Origin of the sequence: Nitratireductor aestuarii (assembly GCF_014641695.1) — a bacterium.
In the GTDB taxonomy this organism is placed as follows: domain Bacteria; phylum Pseudomonadota; class Alphaproteobacteria; order Rhizobiales; family Rhizobiaceae; genus Chelativorans; species Chelativorans aestuarii.
Genome location: NZ_BMIF01000070.1, coordinates 1 through 547, shown reverse-complemented (window position 1 = coordinate 547; position 547 = coordinate 1). Strand labels below are relative to the sequence as shown.

2 protein-coding genes are annotated in these 547 nt (G+C 66.7%); both read right to left on the bottom strand.

What is annotated here, in order from left to right; all coding sequences use genetic code 11:
* Window positions 1-358: hypothetical protein (locus IEX27_RS21160; RefSeq protein ID WP_210315589.1), on the bottom strand; the 358-nt coding region annotated here is incomplete at its 3' end.
* Window positions 325-547, bottom strand: a 223-nt coding sequence (locus IEX27_RS21155) for a DUF1365 family protein (protein ID WP_152314199.1), incomplete at its 5' end; no start/stop codon positions are given. The genes IEX27_RS21155 and IEX27_RS21160, both read right to left, overlap by 34 nt.

The following is a 547-nucleotide window of genomic DNA, read 5'->3' as shown; positions in this document are numbered from 1 at the left end:
CGGTCAACACCCGCGTGAGCTCCTTCGACGACCATTCGCCGGCCATGTAGGACTCGCCGAAGCCGATCAAGCCGTGGCGCCCGATCCGGCGTGCAAGTGCGTCCGGCCGATGGATGAACAGGCTGGGTGCGCGCGGATCGGCGGCACCTGTTGCCGTTCCGTCGGAGTAGACCAATCGCAGCGGCAAGTGAGTGGCCGTGCGCCGAAGCAGCCGGTTGGCGATTGCCGCCGATGCCGCGGCTAGGGGACCGCGCGGCACCTTGGCAACCGCTGGCCAGCGATCCGAATCGATTGCTGCCGACGGTGTCTGGCTGGTTTCGACGGTCATCGCGGCACCACCGGAACTCGACGTAGCCACAGTCTGATCCCCTGTATCCTGATGCGCGCGGCCACCACCATCGGCGCCAGCGGTGAAATGATTTGCATCATCGCGATCTGTCTTGTCGTTGCCGGTCGCCGCTGCCCACGCAGGGTGGCTGTGAATTCCGGGCACACCTGCCGGCGGTCACGGTGCAGCGTCACCGTGACGTCGAGTTCGCGGTCGGGC